Genomic DNA, 17,809 nt, shown 5'->3' on the forward strand with positions numbered 1-17,809 from the left:
ATAATTTGGAATGGTGCTGAAGTACGGTCAATGCGGCCGGGATCACAGTCGAAAACGAATGACCGTTCTTGATTTTCGGGCGGCCATCGACGCAGGGTGGAATCTCAGAGAACGAGCGTTCTGTTTGAGGTGGGGGTCGACGTGGCGCAACTGACTCTGGAACGGGTGGAGCACCGATCGCTTCCGGCCGCGGTGAAGTCGCCGCACCACGGGATCTGGCGGATCCTGCGCGAGGTGACGCTGCTGGCCGTGCTGTTCGGGGTGTACAACCTCGGGCGGTTCCTGTCGGCGGACCATACGGGGTCGGCGCTCCGGCATGCCGACGACCTGATCCGGTGGGAGGCGTGGCTCGGCCTGCCGAGTGAGGCCGCGGTGCAGCAGCACGCCTTGCGGATCGACGGCCTGGCCGAAGTGGCCAACGTGTTCTACGCGAGCGTGCACTTCCCCCTGACCGCGGTGGTGCTGTTGTGGCTGATGATCCGGCGGCCGGCCGAGTACGGGAAGGCGCGCTGGGCGCTGGCGTCGCTGACCGGGCTGGCGTTGATCGGCCACATGTTCTTCCCACTCGCGCCGCCGCGGATGATGCCGGGCTGGGTGGACACCGGCGTACTGCTCGGGCAGTCGGTCTACGGACCGAGCACGGACTCCGGGGTGGCGAACCAGTTCGCGGCGATGCCGAGTCTGCATGTGGGCTGGGCGTTCATGGTCGCCGTCTTCCTGATCCGGGCGACGCGGTCACGCTGGCGCTGGTTGTGGATCGCGCATCCGGTGCTCACGTTCACGGTCGTCGTGGTGACCGCCAACCATTACTGGCTCGACGGGTTGATCGCGATCGCGTTGGCCGTGCCGCTGCTGCTGATCTTCGACAGTCGGCGGGTGCGCATCCCCGCCGATGTCGGTGAGCTTGCTCAGCGTTTCAACGACGAGCCCGCAGTGGCGAGCTCCTCGTCGGCCCGGACCAGGTAGGGCTCGCGGTCGAGGACGAGCCGGGCCGCGGCAGCCCGGAGGTCGAACCACAGCCCGATCAGCTCGAGCCGTCCTTCGTCCTCGGCCGTGCGTACGCAGGCGAAGCTGCGCAGGTTCGCGAGCTGTACGCCGACGTTCGCGACGGACAGCTTGTCCGCCGGGGACAGCTTCACCCCGGTGGCCGGGTCGACGATGTCCGGCAGCCCGACCGCGCGTCGTAGCGACGGCTCGAGATGGCGCAGCCAGTTCTGCAGGCCGGTGCCGGCCGGGGCGTTCGCCTCCAGCGCGGCCGCGGCGGCACCGCAGTGCGAGTGACCACAGACCACGATCGACTTCACCCCGAGTACGTCGACGGCGTACTCGATCGCGGCGTCGACCGAGCTGCTGTTCGATCCCTTGGGTGGAACGAGATTGCCGACGTTTCGGACGCAGAACTGGTCGCCGGGACCGGTTGTGGTGATCAGGTTCGGCACGATCCGCGAGTCCGCGCAGGTGATGAACAGCTGTGCCGGGCGCTGACCGTCGGCCGCGAGCTTCGCCAGCATCGGCCGGATCGGGTCGGCCGACGCCTCGAACTCACGGATGCCGTCCAGCATCGAGACCCGTTGGTCCGGCTCGGCGATCACCTGGGGGTGCCAGGGCAACAATCGCCGGGCCGGATCCGAACGCATCGCGGCCCGGAACGCCACCCGGTTCAGCTCGACCGAACCGCCGCGCGCGATGTGCCCGCGCCGCCAGTCCTCGATCGCCTCGTACGCCGCATGGTCGAGATGGTGGACGTCGAGATCGACCCGAACCCGCGCACCTTCTGGGATCGACCGGAGGGTGCGGACCAACGAGGCGACTCCGAGGAACACGAGCGTTCCGCGGATCCGGATGGTCCACAGCCCGTCCTCCTCGGTCGTGGTGACAGTGGCCCGCGCCAGTCGGTAGAGCACTCGCACGATCGCCAGAGCCAGGCCGATGAGTACGCCGTCGGCCAGTCCGAGTACGGCGACGCCCGCGGCGGTCACGACGTACACGAGGAGCTCGTCGTGTTTGCGCAAGGTGCGGATGTGAGCGAGCTGGACCAGCCGCAAGCCGGTGACGAGCAAGACACCGGCCAGGGCGGCCATCGGGATCAGCTCGAGCATCGCGCCGGCCGCCAGTACGAATGCCGCGATCCAGACACCGTGCAGGATCGCGGAGGCGCGGCTGCGCGCGCCGGCCGCAACGTTGGTGGAGCTGCGTACGATAACGCCGGTCACCGGCATGCCGCCGAGTGCGCCGGACACCGCGTTCGCGGCGCCTTGACCGATCAGCTCGCGGTCGAGGTTGCTGCGCTTGCCGCGATGAAGCTTGTCCACGGCAACTGCCGACAGCAGCGACTCGACACTGGCGACGAGGGCAACGGTCAGCACCGCCGTGACGATCTCGATCGGAGTGCCGTCGGGCACCGCAGGTAGCACCAACTCTTGCAGCGGTTGCTCCGGCAGGTCGACGCGGGTGACGTCGGTCAGGAACGCCGCGGCCAACGCGGTGACCACGACGACCGCCACCAAGGGCGCCGGAATCACCTTCACCTTGGGCAGTCTGGGCCAGGTGAGCAGGATGGCGACGGTCAGTACGCCGACCAGCACCGAATGGGGGTGATGGGCAACGAGTTGGGCGGGAAGCGCCGCCAGGTTGGCGATCAGGGAACTCTGCGCCTTCCCGCCGAGGACGACGTGCAACTGCTGGACGGCGATCGTGACGCCGATGCCGGCGAGCATGCCGTGGACGACGGCGGGAGACAGCGAGAGCGCGAGCCGCCCGACCCGAGTGACGCCCAGCAGGATCTGCAGCAGTCCGGCGGCGCAGGTGATCCCGGCGGTCGCGGCCCAGCCGAACTGGCCGACGAGGCCCGCGACGACGACGGTCAGGCCGGCGGCCGGACCGCTGACCTGCAACGGTGATCCGCCGAGCGCGCCGGCGACGATGCCACCGACGACGGCCGCGACCAGGCCGGCGATGAGCGGGGCGCCGGATGCGGCGGCGATCCCGAGGGAGAGCGGTATCGCGATGAGGAAGACCACCAGCGAGGCCGGTAGGTCATGGTGAAGGACTGACCTCCAGGTCGTGCGCTCAGGCACAGGACCGGAAGCCGGCGGGGGATGGGAAGTTGACATGGTCGGCACGGGTCCTCCGGCGTCGGTGCTCTGGGCAACTTGCTCTGGGCATCAGGCGTCGAAACAAAGAGTGTCGATCTGGTCACCCATAGTACTGGCCCGTTCAAGCCCGGAACAGGGACGAATTGCGAGTTCGTTGCCGACGGCCCCGACGTACGGAAAGGTGACGATTGCTCAGGGCATCGATGTCTCGGGGAACAGCACCCGGCGCGCGTGGTCGGTGTCGAGGTACTCGCGGACGGCGACGATCGCCCCGTCCCGGACGGTGAAGACCGCGCTGCAGCGGTTGGCGTACGCGTCGCCTGATCTGGCAGTCGCCTGCGCGGTCCATTCGGCGAAGACCTGGTCGCCGTCGGCGAGGGCGTTCGTCAGCCTGATGGTCACCGGCGCTCCGGGTGCGAACAGCTTGCCCGCAACCGCGCCGAGTAACTCGTCGACCACCGTCTCGCGACCCTTCCACTCACCGGACAGCGGCAGGTCGCCCGGGTAGGTCCAGACCACGTCGGGCGCGAAGCTCGCGCGGATGGTGGCCAGGTCGCCGGCGGCAACAGCCTCGACGTACCTCGTCACGACGGTCTTCGGGTCGTTCATCGGTGTCTCCTCGGTGAGAAGTGTCAGTACGGCGTTGCCGCGGATCCGGCGGTCGCGCAGGTCGTCGAGAACCTCGCCGGTCCGGGACCAGTCCTCGATGCGGCCGAGTTCGGGGTGCAGCCGTCCGGCCGCGACCAGCCGGACGAGCGTGGCCAGGTCCGCGCCGTCGTCGCCGTCGGTGTAGTGGAAGTGCTCGATCGTCCCGTTCTCGGGTCCGTCGAACATGGTGAAGAAGTCGAGGCTCGCCGGCCGCCGGCTGGCTTGTCCGAACCAGATCAGCCGTCCGCCCGCGCGCACCTTCGACAGGGCGACCGGCAGGCTGTCACCCCCGATGGACTCGAGGACGAGATCGAACGGTCCGTCCGCGGCCGAAGCCTCGGGCACGATCGTCTCGGCGCCGAGTTCGAGCAATCGCGCACCGCGAACGGGTGAGGAGACGACAGCCGTGATCGATGCGCCGGCCGCCGCGGCGAGCTCGGTGAAGTAGTGGCCGACACCGCCGGAGGCGCCGGTCAGCAGGATCCGCCGTCCGATCACGGCACCCGCCGTACGCAGAAGGCGGAGCGCCGTCAGCCCGGCGAGCGGAAGTGCTGCCGCCTGTTGGAGCGACACCCCGTCCGGCAGTACGGCGAGCTGCGTGAGCGGCGCCGTCACGCGCTCGGCCCAGCCGGAGTGTGGCACGTGCGCCACCACTCGGGTGCCGACGGCCGGACCATCGGGAGTCGTCCGGATCACTCGGCCTGCGACGTCCTTGCCGGGCCGCCAGCCGTCCCGCGGGTTCTCCAGTTGGAAGGTCTCACCGCGATTCAGGGAGTACGCCGCGACCTCGATCACGACCTCGCCGGGACCGGGCTCGACCTCGTCGACCTCGGCCACCACGACCTCGCCAGGTCCGTCAGGTAGTACTGCTCTCATCTGCGTTGCCTCTCGTGCTTAGACTCGACCTCGACGCTACGAACCGTTCGTGGCGGGCGGAAGACAGCACTTATTACTGCTCTAGGCACCTCATGGATACCGACCAGGTCAGAGGCAAGTGGGACGCCACCAAAGGCGCCTGCCCAACACGTCAGGTGCTGGGCCGGATCGGCGACACCTGGACGATGCTGGTGATCAGCACGCTGGAGAAGCACGGCACGCTGCGGTCCGGGCAACTCAAGCTGCTGATCGAGGGCGTCACGCAGAAGATGCTCACCCAGACCCTGCGCCACCTGGAGCGTGACGGCATCGTCCAGCGGACGGTCGTCGCCACGGTGCCGGTGACCGTGACCTATACGCTGACTCCGCTCGGGCTGAGCCTGGCCGCGGCTGTCGCCACGATGCGGACCTGGGCCTACGACCACATGGACGAGATCGCCGCCGCCCGCGACGAGTACGACGCCGAAAGCTAGGGAGTCACGTGGATCTGCAACTGTCCGGAAAGACCGCGGTGGTCACCGGTGCCAGCAAGGGAATCGGGCTCGCGTGTGCCGAGGCACTCGCGTGGGAGGGCGTCACGGTGACCGGGATCTCCCGTGATCCCGCCAACCTGGCGAAGGCCCAGGAGGAGCTCGCCGCCAAGGGTCTGACGTACGCCGTGGAAGCGGTCGACCTCACCGATCCAGAGGCGACCAAGGCTGTGTTCGAGCGGATCGGCGTACCGGACATCCTGATCAACTGCGCAGGAGCGGCCCGCCGTACGCCGGTCGACGAGCTGGACAGCAAGGCGCTGCACGCCGCGATGGAGGCGAAGTACTTCACCTACATGCACGCGACCGACGCGGTCATCCGCGGTATGGCCGAGCGTGGCAGCGGTGCGGTCGTGAACGTGGTCGGCCAGGGCGGCCGGCAGGCGAACCCGCTGCACATCGGCGGCGGCGCGGCCAACGCGGCCTTGATGCTCGCCTCGGTCGGCTACGCCAAGGCGTACGCCGGTCAAGGTGTCCGGGTCAACGTGATCAACCCGGGCACGACCCGCACCGGCCGCGTCGACGAAGGCCTGGAGGCGGCGGTCCGGTCGACCGGCCGGTCGAAGGAGGAGCTGCTCGGCGAGATGGTCGCCGACACCCCGCTGGGCCGGATCGGCGAACCCGAGGAGGTGGCTCGGGTCGCGGTCTTCCTCGCCTCGCCCGCCGCCAGCTACGTCACCGGCGCGATCATCCCGATGGACGGCGGCGTCACCTCGGCCATCTGATGCCGCCGTCTTGACGGTGAGTTTCCAGGTCGGTCCGCCTGGGTGCGATCGACAGGACGTATACGTCCACTGCCGTCCACCGCCCGCCTGAGCCGACCGGATATTCGGCTCGATCGCCAGACACCTCCTGTCGAACTGCACCACTCAGAACCGCGACCACTAGATTCGGTGGATGAGGATCGGCGATCTGGCCGCCCGGTTCGGGCTCGCGACCCACGTCCTGCGGCACTGGGAGGACGTCGGCCTACTCACCCCGGCGGCCCGGGCCGCGGGTCGGCGGCAGTACGACGAGTCGCACGTGGCGCGGGTGGTGATGATCCAGCGCGCCAAGGCGAGCGGGCTCAGCCTGGAGCAGATCCGCCGGATGTTCGAGGCGCTCGGTGGAGCCGAGCGGCGGATGGTGCTGGCCGAGCAGGACGCCCGGCTGGACGAGCAGATCCGGCGGGCCCAGGAGTCCAAGCGCCTGATCGAGCATGCGCTGACCTGCGAGACACCGGACTTCACCGAGTGTCCGCGCTTCCACCAGTTGGTGGCCGAGCTCAGTCCGAGAAGTGGGTGACCGGGCGGTCCAGCGGTACGCCGTCCAGTGTCACGTCGACGCGTTCGTTGAAGAACGCGATCAGGCCGGCGATCGGGAGGAGCGGGGCGGTCGGGAAGTCGTAGGACCAGGCGAGGTCGCGGCCGTCGACGGACCAGTACTCCGTGGTGCGGCCCTTGTACGGGCACGCGGTCCGGGTGTCGCTGGCGGTGAGGTGCTCGAAGTTCACCTCGGTCCGGGGGAAGTAGTAGCGCGGTGGCAGCCCGGTCTCGAAGACGATCACGGTCGACCCCGACTCGGCCAGCACCTTGCCGTCGTACTCGACCTTCACCCGGCGGCCGGAGCGGATCGCGTCGCACCGGGCGTACGGGTTGCGCGGGTGGACGAAGACCTCCTCGTCCTCCTCGAACCAGCTGTCGAGCGCGTCCCACTGGAACCGGACCCGGTCCTTCGCGATCCCGTCGTCGTACACCCACGCCTTGCCCGACCCAGCTGTGTGCACCCGTGCGACCCCGTGCTCGAACTCCTTCGTCTCACCGGTGTCGGTCAGTACGCCGTCCGCCACGTCGGCGACCGGGAGGTAGTACTGCGGGTACGGCGGGAACTCCCACAGGTAGATGGCGTCCTGGGTGTCGAGGACGACCCGCCCGTCGAGCGTCGCGCGGATCCGGCGGGGGACCGGGGCGGTCTGACCGGGTGGGACCAGCATCTCGGGAAAGTCGCTCATGGCCCCAGTAAAGGCGCGGGGCCGGCCCGAGGGAAGGCCAGCCCCGCGGTGGGGTGGGTCAGACGGTGATCCAGTCGATGTCGGCGATGTAGCCGCTCGGGTTGCTGACCTTGATGGAGTTGGCTCCGGCGGTCAGCTTCATCGGGAGGTACGTCACCTGCGGCGTACCCCAGTCGTTGTCGCCGAGGCCGTGGTAGTTGACCCAGTAGGAGTCGGCGTCGTTGACGGTCAGCATGCTCTGCCGGCTGGTGTCGCCGTCGGTGTACGCGACCTTCACCAGGTAGGTACCGGTGGTCGGGACGGTGATGTTGTTCAGCGTCACCGTCGCGTCGTACCCGATGTTGCCGATCTTCGAGCCGCCGGAGCACAGGTTGCAGCCGGAGATCCCTGCGTTCCCGGTCAGCGTGCTGGTCGATGCCTCGGCCTCGTACCGGACCGGCCCGCCCGACTTCGAGGTGAACATGGTGACCGGCGCGCTCGCATCCGACGTACGACCGCCGGACACGCCCTTCACCGTGAAGGCGTACTGCGTCTGCGGCAGCAGACCGGTCACCACGGCACTCGTGGTCGAGCTGGTCGCCACCTGCTTGCCGTCGGCGTACACCTTGTACGACGAGGCGCCGGTGCTCGGCCGCCAGTTGAGGCTGACCGTCGTGCGGCTCACGTCGGTCGCGGTGAGGTCGGCCGGCTTACTCGGCGAGTCCTTCTTCTCCGGCGTGATCTTGTACAGCTTCGAGCCGTGGGCCGGCAGTGCCGCGCTGACCTGGCCGGCGACGCTCCGGGTGTTCTCGTTCGCCCAGATGTCGCGGACGGTCGCCTTGCCGGTCAGGCCGAGCTGGTCGAAGTTCCCGGCCACCGTGGCAGGGGTGTCGGCCAGGTTGAAGAGGGCGACGGTGACGCTGCCGTCCGCGTTCTTGGCGTACCAGGTCTGCTGCAACTGGTCCTGGTTCAGCGGCCGGGCCGGGTTGCCGGACTGGTTGATCGCGATGACCTCGCGGTTGGTCAGCAGCTTCAGGCCGTACGCGTCCAGCTTGGTCATGTCGTCACCGACGAACAGCGGTGCGGCGTTGATCGCCCAGAACGTCATGTAGCTCTGCCGCTCGGCGTCGCTGAGGCCATCCATCTCTCCGACGCCGACGTTGATCGCGTCCAGGTTGTTCCAGTGACCTGGCCCGGCGTCGTCGATCCACTGCGGCAGATCCCACCAGCGGGCCTTCACCGAGCTGTCCCAGCGGACGATCGTGTCGCAGTAGCACTCCACGTCGGTGTCGATCCGCCAGCCGTTCGAGTTCTGCTTCCAGACATCGGCGTACCGGTGGCTCAGCGACCACGACAGCGTGTACATCATCGGGCGCCCGGCGTTCTGGACCGCGCGCCACCAGGCCTCGATGTCCTCGGTGTTGTTGTGGTTCGGGTCGTCCGGCGCGCCCTTCCACGAGCCCGGGCCGACGCCGTCCATCTTGATGAAGTCGACGCCCCAACTGGCGAACAGGTTCGCGATCGAGTCGGCGTACTTCTGTGCGCACGGGCTCGCGTAGTTGATCTTGTACGCCTGGTCCCAGCCGTTGGTCGTGCGCAGGTCCGGGTACACGATGTCGCGGGTGAAGCAGCCGGGGGCGTTGTAGATCGGCGTGTTGCCGTCGCGGTAGACGTCGAAGCCGAGGCCGACGACGGTGTAGATGCCGAACTTCAGGCCGAGCTTGTGGATGTCGTCGCCGACCGCCTTCATGCCGCGCGGGAACCGCTGCGCGTTCGCCACCGGCCGGCCGTACTCGTCGCCGCCGAGCTGCCACCCCGCGTCGACGTTGATGTACTCGTAGCCGTACGGCTTGAGCTTGGTCGCCAGTGCGTGCGCCTGGGTGAGGATGTTCTTCTCACTGATGAAGCTGCCGGGACCGTCCGGGTTCACGCCCGGGTAGTTGGTGGACTGCAGGCTCCAACTGCTCCAGCCCATGTAGGGCTTGGCCGCGACCTGCGGGTACTTCGCCGGGACCGGCTCCTTGGCCTGGACGGCGGTCGGGACAGCAGAGCCCTGGACCGCATCGGCCGGGGCGGTCGCGGCGGCCGTCGACACCAGGGCGGCGGCGGCGAGCACGGCAGCGGCGGTACGACGTCTGAGATTCAGCACGGTGGTCCTCCGGATGACCGGGGAGAGAGCGGACGCGGCCGAGCCTAGGGTTGGTTAATTTACATCGTCAAGTATTCATCGCCGATGACTGTGCGTGGTCACTGGGCGAGGAGTTTCTCGAGGTGTTCACAGGCGGCCGGCCATTCGCCGGCGGTGATGGAGAACATCGCCGAATCGCGGAGGCGGCCGTCCTCGCCCGGGGCCCAGGACGGCGACCAGTTCCGCAGTACGCCCTCGAAATGTGCGCCGACGGATTCGATCGCCGCCCGGCTCCGCGCGTTGCGAGCGTCCGTCTTCAGGTCGACGCGGGCGACGTCCCAGACCTCGAAGGCATGCCGGAACAGCAGGTACTTCGCCTCCGTGTTGATCCCGGTGCCTTGGGCCGAACCCGCCAGCCAGGTGAAGCCGACCTCGATGGCCCGCAGCCGTTCACCGTCCGGCCACAGCCGCGGATCCCAGAACGACGTGGCTCCCACGACGCGGCCGGTCTCGACGGCGATCTGCGCGTACGGCGCCAGCTTGCCGGTGGCCGCCCGCTCCAGCTGCGCAGCGATGTAGCCGGCCGCTTCTGTTGCCGTGGGCACCCAAGTGAAGGTGTACGACGTCCGGTCCTGGTCGCCCGCGGCGCCAAGGCCCTCCGCATGCCGAGGGGAGAGCGGCTCCAGCCGGACGCGCTCTCCCTCGAGCACCGGGCCCTCCAGTACGAATCCCACGACACACCCCTCCTGGCCGAGGTGTCATCGTCGCAGTCGGCCAGTGGCGCGGAGCCGGATTTACCACGATCCGGGACAAGGCCGGGAGGCAGCTTCCCGGCCCTGTCCCGGTCGACTAGTGGTGCTGCGGACGCCGGCGCGGACGCAGCGGCCGGCTGTGCGGATCGGTGCGTGCGTGGTCACGCCGGCTGAAGACGAACGGGCGCGACGGACGCTCCGCCGCCGGGTGAACCGTCGGCCGGGACAGCTGGATCGGGGCCTGCTCGAGGTTGACCCGGATCGGCCGCTGGTGCCAGGGCGAGCGGGTCCGGACCACGACCAGGCGGAACCCGCCGTCGCGGCGCAGCCGGAGACCGATCGCGATGGTCGCGATGGCCGGGACCAGACCGGCCAGCAGCAGGCCGTTGCGGGCGCCCCAGTGTTGGGCGATGAAGCCGACCGTCGGTCCGCCGATCGCGCCGCCCCCGATGAACACCAGGTTGTAGATCCCGGACACGCGCCCGCGCAGGCCGTCCGGAGTGGTCAGTTGGACCATCGACTGGGCCGCCGTGAGGAACATCAGCGTCGCCATGCCCATCGCCGACAGCAGCGGGATGAAGGTCCACAGTGACGGCTGGATCGCGGCGACCATCTCGGTGATGGCCAGGATCGACGCGATGCCGACCAGGTTCCGCAGTCGGGGAGTCCGGATCCGCCGCGCGGACAGCAACGCTCCGCTCAGCGCTCCCACGGCCACCACCGAGTTCAGTACTCCGTACCCGGTCGCGCCGGTGTGGAAGACCCGGTCCGCGAAGGCGGTCAGCGTCACCGGCAGGCTGATCGTGAACATGCCGTAGATGCCGACCAGGGCGATCGCCCACCGGACCGCCGGCTCGTGGAAGGCGTACCGGACGCCGTCGCGCAGGCCGTCCCGCATCCGCAGACCCGCGCTGGCCCGCCGGGCCGCGACCAGGCCTGGCATCTCGGACTCCCGCATCCGGAGCAGCGCGGAGATCGAGCCGAAGAACGTCATCGCGTTGAGCGCGAAGGACCAGCCGGTCCCGAGCGTACCGAGCAGGATGCCGCCGAGGGCCGGACCGATCAGGCTGCCCAGCTGGAACGTCGACGACACCATGCTGATCGCGTTGCGGACCCGGTCCTTGCCGACCAGTTCGGTGACGAAGGACTGCCGGGTCGGATTGTCGACCGCGGTGGCCAGGCCGAGGATGAAGGCCATCATGTAGACCTGCCAGACGTGCACCTGGCCGGTGAACGCCAGCACGGCCAGAGCGCCGGCCAGGCTCCCCATCGTGGCCTGGGTGACGAGCAGGACCTTCCGCTTCGGGAAACGGTCGGCGATCACGCCGCCGTACAGGCCGAACAGGAGGGTGGGGAGGAACTGCAGCGCGGTGGTGATGCCGACCGCGGTGGCGCTGCCGGTCAGGGTGAGGACCAGCCAGTCCTGTGCGATGCGCTGGATCCAGCCGCCGGTCGAGCTGACCAGCAGTCCGCTGACCAGGAGGCGGAAGTTGCGGACCTGCAGAGCGCTGAAGGTGTCCCGGAATCCGGGTCGGCGCTGCGTGGCCGGGATCTCGCCGGAAGCGGGCTTCGAGGTGGTGCGGTGGGTGTGGAAGTCGGGGACGGAAGGGACAGTACCGGTGGCCCGGGTGGTCAAGAGTGTTCCTAAGCGACGTGGACTGGTCAGGGGAGGACATGTCTATCCTCAGGGTTCGGTACTGGATTTCGACAGCGAATTACTCCTATTAGTCTTATAGCGTCACGTAATGGGAGGGATGTCGATGTACGACCCGGACCAGCTCCGCACGTTCCTGGCGGTGGCGCAGTCGCTCAGCTTCACGCAGGCCGCGGAGAGGCTGGGTATCCGGCAGCCGACGGTGAGTCAACATGTCCGCAAACTCGAGGCGGCGGTTGGGCGACCACTGTTCCTGCGCGACACGCGGACCGTCACTCTGACCGCGGACGGCGAGGCGATGGCCGGGTTCGCCCGGACCATCCTGGCCGCTCACGAGGAGGCGGCCGGGTACTTCACCGGCTCGGAGTTGCGCGGCCGGCTGCGGTTCGGGGTCACCGACGACCTGGCGCTGACCCCGCTGCCGAAGATCCTGCGCGACTTCCGTCAGCTCTACCCGCGGATCGACCTCGAGCTGACCGTGGCCCAGAGCCCCAATCTGCTCCGCCGGGTCGAGTCCGGCCACCTCGACCTGGCGTACGTGAAGCACGGCGCCGGCGGTGGCTACGAGCCGAACGGACGCCTGGTACGCCGGGATCCGCTGGTCTGGGCCGGGATCGCGGGGACGCGGATCGCGCCGGACGGCCCGGTGCCACTCGTCGCGTACCAGGCGCCCAGCCTGAGCCGCTCTCTCGGTGTGCAGACGCTCGAACAGGCGGGCCGGACCTGCCGCATCACCTGCATCGTCCGCGGCGTGAACGGCGTACTCGCGGCCGTCCGGGCCGGGCTGGGGCTCGCGATCTTCGCGCGGTCGCTGATGCCGGCGGACCTGGTCGAGCCGCCGCCGAGTGCCGGGCTGCCGGAGCTGCCGTCGATCGACCTGGTTCTGATCACCAACCCGCGCGCTTCCAAGGAACCGGCCGAGGCACTCACGGCCGCGATCCTCGGAAGCAACGCGCCGCTGAAGCCGGACGCCGCCTAGATCTTCAGGCGCGGGTGAACGTCAGGTGCGTGACTCCGCTGGGCGAGGGGGTGGTCTCGATCCTGTAGTCCTTCTCGACGCCCTCCAGCCCGTCCCAGAGGCGGACGCCGCGGCCGAGCAGGATCGGCACCACGACGACGTGCATCTGGTCGATGAGCCGGGCAGCAAGGAAATCGCGGATGATGGACGGCCCTCCGCCGATGCGGACGTCCTGGTCGCCGGCGGCCTTGCGGGCGGTCTCGAGCGCCTCGGCGGGTGAGGTGTCGAGGAAGTGGTACGTCGTACCGCCCTCCATCTCGATCGACGGGCGGGTGTGATGGGTGAGGACGAAGACCGGCGTGTGGAACGGCGGGTTGGGACCCCACGCCCCCTTCCACTCCGGGTCCTCGTGCCATCCGGGGTGGCCCCACTTCCCGGCGCCCATGATCTCCGCGCCGATGCCCGGGTCGTGCCGCTGGACGAAGGCGTCGTCGACGCCCGCGCTACCGCCCGCCTCCCACCCCTGGGTGGCGAACATCCATTGGTGCAGTCTGTCCCCGGCGTGACCGAAGTGCGCGTCGGGGCCTTGGCCCGCTCCGGTGCCGAAGCCGTCGAGTGAGATGGAGAAGTTGTGGACGCGGGCGAGTGACATGGCGGGTGGGTCCTTTCCGTCTCTCGGTCGAGCCTGGTCGGGATCAGCTCGGTCTTTGCATCGATCATGGCGGTCCCACCTCATGACGTCGAATGCCAAAATCGCAGGCTTTTCATAGATAAACTTGATCTATGCTGAACGTCACCCACCTCAAGGTGCTGGAGGCGGTCGCCCGTCACGGATCGGTGACCGGAGCCGCGAACGAACTGCACTACTCCCAGCCGTCGGTCAGCCACCACCTGGGCCGACTGGAAGCCGCCACCGGAGCCAAGCTCATCCAGCGAGTGGGCCGCGGGATCCGGCTCACCCCGGAAGGGGAACTTCTGGCCCAGCGGGCGACCGAGATCCTCGGGCGACTGGACGCCGCGTCTGTCGAGCTGGAGGCGCGCGTGGGACTTCGGGCCGGACGCGTACGACTGGCCGGTTTCCAGACGGTCCTCAGCACGCTGGTGCCGAGGGCAGCCACCGAGCTGTCCCGAACCCACCCGGGCATCGAGTTGAATCTCGTCGACGCCCACCCGGCCGATGGGCTCGAGATGCTGCGGGCCGGGCATGTCGACGTCGCCTTGATCTTCCGGCACACCGGCACGCCGTTCGAGCAGGAAGGATTCCGGCTCACCCACCTGCTGGACGATCCCCTCTACCTCGTCAGTGACCAACCCGATCAGCGACTCGAGGACCACCGGGACTCCGCCTGGGTCGGCGGGTGCGAGCACTGCCGAGCCGCCACGATGACGGCCTGCGAGCGCGCCGGCTTCTCACCACGCATCGCCTTCTCCTGCGACGACACCGTCGTCTCCCAGGCGGTAGTGGCCGCCGGAATGGGCGTTGCCATCCTCAACGGACTCGCACTGGAGGCACACCAGGCGCCGGGCATCCACGCCACACCGCTCGCCGGCTTTGCCCGCTCGATCTACGCCGCGACGTACGGCGACCCGCCAGACCCGCCCGCCACGACGGCTCTGATCGAGATCCTGTCCTCGCTGTCCTAGGTGAGGGCGTCGCCGCGGATGACCAACGTGATGATGCTGACCGCGGCGACCGCGATCGTGACCAGGAACGGGGCGTTCCGCCACAACAGGATCACAGCCAGCAGTCCTGCGACCACGACCAGCGCGATCCACCCGACCACCCCGACCGGACCGGGAGGCGCGATCACGAGCAGCCCGGTCGCCACCGCTAGCGGCAGGGGCGCGAGCAGTCGCGCGTAGCGCCCGAGTCGTTGCGGCCAGCCCCTGACTCCGGTCGCCAGATCGTCCGCCAGGTCGGGTACGACGTTTGCCAAGTGGGCACCGACGCCGAGAAGCGCGGTCGCGACTGTTGCCCACCAGGGCGCCCAGGTGCCCGCCGTGCCGAGCGTCACGAACGACGGCAGTGCGCCGAACGCGACCGCGTACGGGAGCCAGGAGATCACGGTGGACTTGAGGCCGAGGTTGTACGCCCAGGCGCAGGCGACGAAGAGCAGATGCATCAGCCCGGCCGCGACCCCGTTGGCCAGCGACACCGGGATCGTGACGACCAGCGCGATGCCGGCGGCCACCTCCAGGGTCCGGCGACTCACCAGTCCGCGCACCACAGGCTTGTCCTGGCGGTTAACAATGGTGTCGCGGGCGGCATCAATCGCGTCATTGCTCCAGCCGATCGAGAGGTGGCCGGTGAGGATCGTTGCGGCGACGAGGAGACATCCGGCCGGATTCCGCCCGGCCGACCAGGCGACGGCGGTGACGAACGCGGTGACGGCGATGGTCGGACCGGGATGGCAGGCAAGCGCCAGACCCCGTACCGTCCGCAGAACGCTCACGCACGTAACGATGCCACGATGACGCGGATCGCAGCGGTCCGGCCCGCCCTGCCGGCGTACCGCTATCCGCAGGCGGAGCTGACCGAGGCCTTCGCCTCGATCTGCCTGCCGGACGGCGGGGGTACGGCGTTGCTGCGGCGCCTGCACGCGAACGCGGGAGTGTCGTTCCGGCATCTCGCGTTGCCGCTGGAGCAGTACGGCGTACTGAAGGACTTCGGCGAGGCGAACGACGCGTGGATCGCGGCGGCCGTGGATCTTGGCGCGGAGGCGGTCGCGGGGGCAGTGAAGGACGCGGGGCTGACGCTGGACGACGTCGACGTACTGATGTTCACGACTGTGACCGGAGTTGCGGCCCCGTCGATCGATGCGCGGGTCGCGTTGCGGCTGGGGCTGCGGGAGGACGTGAAGCGGCTGCCGCTGTTCGGCCTCGGATGTGTGGGCGGGGCGGCCGGAATCGCCCGTTTGCATGACTACTTGAAGGCTTGGCCCACGCATGTCGCCGTACTGCTGTCGGTTGAGTTGTGCTCGCTGACGTTGCAGCGGGAGGACGCCTCGCTGCCGAACCTCGTCGGTGGGGCGCTGTTCGGGGACGGCGCGGCGGCTGTGGTGTTGACCGGGTCGGAGCATCCGGCGGCGTCCGGGCCGTCTGTGGTGGCGACGCGGAGCAGGTTGTATCCGGACTCCGAGCGGGTGATGGGCTGGGACGTCGGGTCCGGCGGGTTCCGGATCGTGCTCGGCGCGGACGTGCCTGAGGTGGTCCGGCAGTACCTCGGTGATGATGTGCGCGGCTTCCTCGGGGACCACGGGCTGACGGTGCCGGACGTCGGGACGTGGGTCAGCCACCCGGGCGGGCCGAAGGTGCTGGAGGCGGTCGCCGAGACGCTCGACCTGCGGCCGGGCGCTCTGGAGCTGACGTGGAAATCGCTCGATGCGGTCGGCAACTTGTCGTCGTCGTCGGTGTTGCACGTGCTCGGTGACACGCTGCGGCTGGATCCTTCTCCACAGGGCCCCGGGTTGTTGCTCGCGATGGGGCCGGGGTTCTGTTCCGAGCTCGTCCTGCTGGAGTGGTGATGTACACCTTCTACGTCGTCTTCGTGTTGCTGGTCGCGGCCGAGCGGCTGGTGGAGTTGGTCGTGTCGGTGCGGAACGCGCGCTGGAGCTTCGCGCAAGGCGGAGTGGAGTACGGGCGCGCGCACTATCCGTACATGGTCGCGCTGCACACGGCGCTACTCGGTGGGTGCCTGGCCGAGGGGGCGCACCGGCCGTTCATCCCGTGGCTGGGGTGGACGATGGTCGTGGTGGTGCTGTTGTCCCAAGGGCTGCGGTGGTGGTGCATCACGGTGCTCGGTCATCAGTGGAACACCCGGGTGATCGTCGTACCAGGGCTGCGTTTGGTTGCCCGCGGCCCGTATCGGTGGATCCGGCACCCGAACTACGTGGCGGTGGTTGCCGAGGGCATCGCGCTGCCGCTGGTCCACACGGCCTGGCTGACGGCGGTGGTCTTCACAGTGCTGAACATCCCGCTGCTCGCGATCCGGATCCGCTCCGAAGAGGCCGCCCTGAACTCCGCGTTGGTCAAGTGATCGATCTCCTCGTCGCCGGGTGCGGTCCCGCCGGGGCGGCGACGGCGATCCGTGCCGCGCTGGCCGGTCTGTCCGTGGTTGTCGTCGAGCCGCGCGCTGTACCGATCGACAAGGCGTGCGGGGAGGGCATCGCCCACAGCGCTGCTGCGTATCTGTCCCGTCTCGGAGTCGAGCTGGACGGCCGGCCGTTCTACGGCATCCGGTATCTCGACGGACAGCATCAGGTCGACGCCCGCTTCCGCGCCGGCCCCGGGCTCGGAGTACGCCGTACGACGCTGCACGAGGCTCTCATGAAGCGAGTGGCCGACCTGGGCATTCCCGTGGTCCAGACTCGCGTGGGCACCATCACCCAGAACACCACTTCGGTCACCGCAGCCGGCCACACCGCCCGCTACCTGGCCGCCGCCGACGGCCTCCACTCACCCATCCGCCGCCAACTGGACCTCGGTTCGACCTCCGTGGGAGATGTACGCCGTGGACTGCGCCGGCACTTTCACGTCTCACCGTGGACTGATCTGGTCGAGGTGTACTGGTCGCGTCTGGGGGAGGCCTACGTGACACCGGTCGCGGGCGACCTGGTCGGCGTCGCCGTCCTGACCTCCGCCCGCGGCACCTTCGACTCACACCTCAGCGCCTTCCCTGCCCTCCAACGACGGCTGACAGGTGCCTGCCCCGCAAGCGACGTCATGGGTGCCGGCCCACTCCGCCAACGAGTCCGCAGCCGCGTCGCCGGTCGCGTCCTGCTCGTTGGCGACGCGGCCGGGTACGTCGACGCTCTCACCGGCGAGGGAATCGCGGTCGCCCTGCGCACCTCGGCGGAACTCGTGGACTGTGTTCTCAAGGACCGGCCCGAGGACTACGAAGCCGCCTGGCGCCGGGTCTCCTGGGAGTGCCGCCTGCTCACCGGCTCGTTGCTCTGGGCCCGGAACAGATCGTTGCTCGCTCCTCGCATCGTTCCCGCCGCCGCGCTGCTTCCCGGGGTCTACGCGCACATCGTGAACCGGTTGTCCTAGGCAAAGATGTGTGGGCCCGGCGATCGCTCAGACAACCGCCGGGCCCACAATGGCCCGAGCTTCCTGGTGAAAAGCTCGGACCCGGCCTTTCCAGCCGCCTGGTGAACGGCTGGACCGGCTGCTGAGTACGACTCAACCAGCCGGATGTTG

General features: G+C 68.9%; 17 protein-coding genes. 9 read left to right on the forward strand and 8 right to left on the reverse strand.

What is annotated here, in order from left to right; translation table 11 throughout:
- The first annotated feature begins 141 nt into the window (after window positions 1–141).
- Window positions 142–966: a phosphatase PAP2 family protein gene (locus ACGFH6_RS12535; protein WP_393383065.1), complete on the forward strand. Its 825-nt coding sequence runs from the start codon at window positions 142–144 to the stop codon at window positions 964–966.
- Here ACGFH6_RS12535 and ACGFH6_RS12540 read toward each other — a convergent pair.
- On the reverse strand, window positions 909–3,113 hold the full coding sequence (locus ACGFH6_RS12540) for a bifunctional SulP family inorganic anion transporter/carbonic anhydrase (RefSeq protein WP_393383067.1): 2,205 nt from the start codon (window positions 3,111–3,113) through the stop codon (window positions 909–911). The genes ACGFH6_RS12535 and ACGFH6_RS12540 overlap by 58 nt on opposite strands.
- A 174-nt stretch (window positions 3,114–3,287) precedes the next feature.
- Window positions 3,288–4,619 (reverse strand): nuclear transport factor 2 family protein, encoded by a 1,332-nt coding sequence (locus tag ACGFH6_RS12545; RefSeq protein WP_393383069.1) that lies wholly within the window; start codon window positions 4,617–4,619, stop codon window positions 3,288–3,290.
- A gap of 92 nt (window positions 4,620–4,711) precedes the next feature.
- On the opposite strand from ACGFH6_RS12545, the gene ACGFH6_RS12550 reads away from it, so the two are divergent.
- From ACGFH6_RS12550 to ACGFH6_RS12560, 3 genes are all read left to right on the forward strand, one after another.
- Window positions 4,712–5,092: a helix-turn-helix domain-containing protein gene (locus ACGFH6_RS12550; protein ID WP_131350356.1), complete on the forward strand. Its 381-nt coding sequence runs from the start codon at window positions 4,712–4,714 to the stop codon at window positions 5,090–5,092.
- Between the two features lie 8 nt (window positions 5,093–5,100).
- On the forward strand, window positions 5,101–5,874 hold the full coding sequence (locus tag ACGFH6_RS12555) for an SDR family NAD(P)-dependent oxidoreductase (RefSeq protein ID WP_393383070.1): 774 nt from the start codon (window positions 5,101–5,103) through the stop codon (window positions 5,872–5,874).
- A gap of 172 nt (window positions 5,875–6,046) precedes the next feature.
- Window positions 6,047–6,433 carry a MerR family transcriptional regulator gene (locus ACGFH6_RS12560; RefSeq protein ID WP_393383072.1) on the forward strand — a complete coding sequence of 129 codons (387 nt, stop codon included), beginning with the start codon at window positions 6,047–6,049 and terminating at the stop codon, window positions 6,431–6,433.
- Here ACGFH6_RS12560 and ACGFH6_RS12565 read toward each other — a convergent pair.
- The 4 genes from ACGFH6_RS12565 to ACGFH6_RS12580 all read right to left on the reverse strand — a co-directional run bounded on the left by ACGFH6_RS12565 (window position 6,414) and on the right by ACGFH6_RS12580 (window position 11,634).
- A complete protein-coding gene (locus ACGFH6_RS12565; protein WP_393383074.1) occupies window positions 6,414–7,139 on the reverse strand; it encodes a DUF427 domain-containing protein in 726 nt (241 codons plus the stop codon). The genes ACGFH6_RS12560 and ACGFH6_RS12565 overlap by 20 nt on opposite strands.
- A gap of 58 nt (window positions 7,140–7,197) precedes the next feature.
- Window positions 7,198–9,267: a fibronectin type III domain-containing protein gene (locus tag ACGFH6_RS12570; RefSeq protein ID WP_393383076.1), complete on the reverse strand. Its 2,070-nt coding sequence runs from the start codon at window positions 9,265–9,267 to the stop codon at window positions 7,198–7,200.
- A 98-nt stretch (window positions 9,268–9,365) separates the two neighbouring features.
- Entirely contained in the window at window positions 9,366–9,980 is a 615-nt protein-coding gene (locus tag ACGFH6_RS12575; protein ID WP_393383078.1) for a GNAT family N-acetyltransferase, read from the reverse strand.
- A 115-nt stretch (window positions 9,981–10,095) separates the two neighbouring features.
- Window positions 10,096–11,634 carry an MFS transporter gene (locus ACGFH6_RS12580; protein WP_393383080.1) on the reverse strand — a complete coding sequence of 513 codons (1,539 nt, stop codon included), beginning with the start codon at window positions 11,632–11,634 and terminating at the stop codon, window positions 10,096–10,098.
- Window positions 11,635–11,743: 109 nt separating this feature from the next.
- On the opposite strand from ACGFH6_RS12580, the gene ACGFH6_RS12585 reads away from it, so the two are divergent.
- Window positions 11,744–12,631 (forward strand): LysR substrate-binding domain-containing protein, encoded by an 888-nt coding sequence (locus ACGFH6_RS12585; RefSeq protein WP_393383082.1) that lies wholly within the window; start codon window positions 11,744–11,746, stop codon window positions 12,629–12,631.
- A 4-nt stretch (window positions 12,632–12,635) separates the two neighbouring features.
- Here the strand turns inward: ACGFH6_RS12585 and ACGFH6_RS12590 are convergent, their stop codons facing one another.
- Window positions 12,636–13,262 carry a dihydrofolate reductase family protein gene (locus ACGFH6_RS12590; RefSeq protein WP_393383084.1) on the reverse strand — a complete coding sequence of 209 codons (627 nt, stop codon included), beginning with the start codon at window positions 13,260–13,262 and terminating at the stop codon, window positions 12,636–12,638.
- 131 nt (window positions 13,263–13,393) lie between these two features.
- On the opposite strand from ACGFH6_RS12590, the gene ACGFH6_RS12595 reads away from it, so the two are divergent.
- Window positions 13,394–14,254, forward strand: coding sequence for a LysR family transcriptional regulator (locus ACGFH6_RS12595; RefSeq protein ID WP_393383086.1), 861 nt, complete (start codon window positions 13,394–13,396; stop codon window positions 14,252–14,254).
- Here ACGFH6_RS12595 and ACGFH6_RS12600 read toward each other — a convergent pair.
- Window positions 14,251–15,063 carry a UbiA family prenyltransferase gene (locus tag ACGFH6_RS12600; RefSeq protein ID WP_393383088.1) on the reverse strand — a complete coding sequence of 271 codons (813 nt, stop codon included), beginning with the start codon at window positions 15,061–15,063 and terminating at the stop codon, window positions 14,251–14,253. The two genes, ACGFH6_RS12595 and ACGFH6_RS12600, sit on opposite strands and share 4 nt — an antisense overlap.
- A gap of 18 nt (window positions 15,064–15,081) precedes the next feature.
- On the opposite strand from ACGFH6_RS12600, the gene ACGFH6_RS12605 reads away from it, so the two are divergent.
- From ACGFH6_RS12605 to ACGFH6_RS12615, 3 genes are read left to right on the forward strand one after another with little or no spacing between them, the layout of a single operon-like run.
- Window positions 15,082–16,134, forward strand: coding sequence for a type III polyketide synthase (locus tag ACGFH6_RS12605; RefSeq protein ID WP_393383090.1), 1,053 nt, complete (start codon window positions 15,082–15,084; stop codon window positions 16,132–16,134).
- Window positions 16,134–16,646: an isoprenylcysteine carboxyl methyltransferase family protein gene (locus tag ACGFH6_RS12610; protein ID WP_393383092.1), complete on the forward strand. Its 513-nt coding sequence runs from the start codon at window positions 16,134–16,136 to the stop codon at window positions 16,644–16,646. Before ACGFH6_RS12605 ends, ACGFH6_RS12610 begins: the two co-directional genes overlap by 1 nt.
- Entirely contained in the window at window positions 16,643–17,659 is a 1,017-nt protein-coding gene (locus ACGFH6_RS12615; protein ID WP_393383093.1) for an NAD(P)/FAD-dependent oxidoreductase, read from the forward strand. The genes ACGFH6_RS12610 and ACGFH6_RS12615 overlap by 4 nt, the downstream gene beginning before the upstream one ends.
- The last annotated feature ends 150 nt before the right edge of the window (window positions 17,660–17,809 follow it).

It is taken from the genome of Kribbella sp. NPDC049227 (assembly GCF_043197265.1).
Taxonomy (GTDB): Bacteria; Actinomycetota; Actinomycetes; order Propionibacteriales; family Kribbellaceae; genus Kribbella.

Bases quoted from the DNA above. Each gene is read 5' to 3' on its own strand.
- ACGFH6_RS12540 (WP_393383067.1), bottom strand. From the start codon at position 3,113: ATGTCAACTTCCCATCCCCCGCCGGCTTCCGGTCCTGTGCCTGAGCGC.
- ACGFH6_RS12545 (WP_393383069.1), bottom strand. From the start codon at position 4,619: ATGAGAGCAGTACTACCTGACGGACCTGGCGAGGTCGTGGTGGCCGAG.
- ACGFH6_RS12550 (WP_131350356.1), top strand. From the start codon at position 4,712: ATGGATACCGACCAGGTCAGAGGCAAGTGGGACGCCACCAAAGGCGCC.
- ACGFH6_RS12560 (WP_393383072.1), top strand. From the start codon at position 6,047: ATGAGGATCGGCGATCTGGCCGCCCGGTTCGGGCTCGCGACCCACGTC.
- ACGFH6_RS12565 (WP_393383074.1), bottom strand. From the start codon at position 7,139: ATGAGCGACTTTCCCGAGATGCTGGTCCCACCCGGTCAGACCGCCCCG.
- ACGFH6_RS12585 (WP_393383082.1), top strand. From the start codon at position 11,744: ATGGGAGGGATGTCGATGTACGACCCGGACCAGCTCCGCACGTTCCTG.
- ACGFH6_RS12590 (WP_393383084.1), bottom strand. From the start codon at position 13,262: ATGTCACTCGCCCGCGTCCACAACTTCTCCATCTCACTCGACGGCTTC.
- ACGFH6_RS12595 (WP_393383086.1), top strand. From the start codon at position 13,394: ATGCTGAACGTCACCCACCTCAAGGTGCTGGAGGCGGTCGCCCGTCAC.
- ACGFH6_RS12605 (WP_393383090.1), top strand. From the start codon at position 15,082: ATGACGCGGATCGCAGCGGTCCGGCCCGCCCTGCCGGCGTACCGCTAT.
- ACGFH6_RS12610 (WP_393383092.1), top strand. From the start codon at position 16,134: ATGTACACCTTCTACGTCGTCTTCGTGTTGCTGGTCGCGGCCGAGCGG.